Annotated in this window: 1 protein-coding gene; it reads left to right on the plus strand. The window is 67.9% G+C overall.

Features of this window, described 5'->3' with window-relative positions; translation table 11 throughout:
• The first annotated feature begins 66 nt into the window (after positions 1-66).
• A complete protein-coding gene (gene tnpC, locus EV643_RS43900; protein ID WP_133806164.1) occupies positions 67-1,482 on the plus strand; it encodes an IS66 family transposase in 1,416 nt (471 codons plus the stop codon).
• The last annotated feature ends 8 nt before the right edge of the window (positions 1,483-1,490 follow it).

The following is a 1,490-nucleotide window of genomic DNA, read 5'->3' on the forward strand; positions in this document are numbered from 1 at the left end:
GTAACTGGTCAGGTCGTCGGCGGCGTGGTTCGTTGATCGAGGCAACGAGATGTTGATCATGGTGTGGTGCCCGCCGGTCAACGTCCGTCCTATGAGGACCTTGCTGCTCTGGTCGCGCGGCAGGCTGAGCAGATCGCGCGGCTCGAGGCCGAGGTGGTCGAGCTGAGGCGGCAGTTGGGGCAGAACAGCCAGAACTCGTCGAGGCCGCCGTCGTCGGACTCGCCGTTCGTCAAGCCGGCGCCGAAGTCGCTGCGGCGTAAGAGCGGACGCAAACCGGGCGGGCAGCCGGGGCATCCGGGGTCGACGCTGGCACGGGTCACCGATCCGGATGTGGTGGTGCGGCATGAGCCCGGCCCGTGTGCCGGCTGCGGCGCCGGCTTGGCAGGTGCGGCTCAGGTGGGTGTTGAGCGGCGGCAGGAGTTCGACCTGCCGCCGATGACGGTGCGGGTGACCGAACACCAGCTCATCGCGCGGCGCTGCACCTGCGGGGTCACGACCTGCGGCACGGCGCCCGACAGGGTGGTGGCGCCGACCCAGTACGGGCCGCGGATCACCGCGATCATCGTCTACTTGTACGTCGGCCAGTTCCTGTCGAAGAAACGCACCGCGCAGGCGCTGGCCGAACTGTTCGGCACACCCGTGTCCGAAGGCACCGTCACGACCATGACGCGGCGCGCCGCCGACGGACTGGACGACTTCCTCGACATCGTGCGCGACCGGATCGCCGGCTCTGAGGTCGCGGGGTTCGACGAGACCGGTCTGCGGGTCGCCGGCAAGCTGCACTGGGTGCACTGCGCCCGCACCGGCAAGTACACCCTGATCACCTGCCACACCAAGCGCGGCAAGGCCGGCATCGACGACGCCGGCGTGCTCAGCCGGTTCGGTGGGATCGCGGTGCACGACGCCTGGGCACCCTACGACACCTACGCCGGCGTCGAACATCAACTGTGCTGTGCGCACGCGCTGCGGGAGCTGGCCGGTGTCACCGAGACCGCGCAGGCGGACACTGAGTGGTGTTGGGCAACTCAGGTCGCCGACGCACTCGTGGCGATGCAGCAGTTGGTCTCCCAAGCGATCGCGACCGGCGCTGAGACCGTCGACCCGGCAGCACTCGGCACCCAGATCCACCTCTACCGTTCGGCCGCCCAGATCGGGGTCACCCAGACCACTGCCCGCTCGGATGCGGCGATGAAGAAACACAACGCGCTCGCCCGCCGCCTGATCAACCGGCAAGACGACTACCTGCGCTTCACCACCGACTGGCAGATACCCGCCGACAACAACGGCTCCGAGCGCGACATCCGCATGATCAAACTCCGCCAGAAGGTCTCCGGCTGCCTGCGCACCCTCACCGGAGCCCAACAGTTCTGCGCCATACGCAGCTACCTGTCCACCGCCGCCAAACACGGCAAGCACTTCTTCGACACCCTCGTCATGCTCGCCGAGGGCCGACCCTGGCTGCCCACACTTTCAACAACCTGACCAGTTAC

The sequence above is a fragment of the Kribbella caucasensis genome (assembly GCF_004361855.1).
Classification (GTDB): domain Bacteria; phylum Actinomycetota; class Actinomycetes; order Propionibacteriales; family Kribbellaceae; genus Kribbella; species Kribbella caucasensis.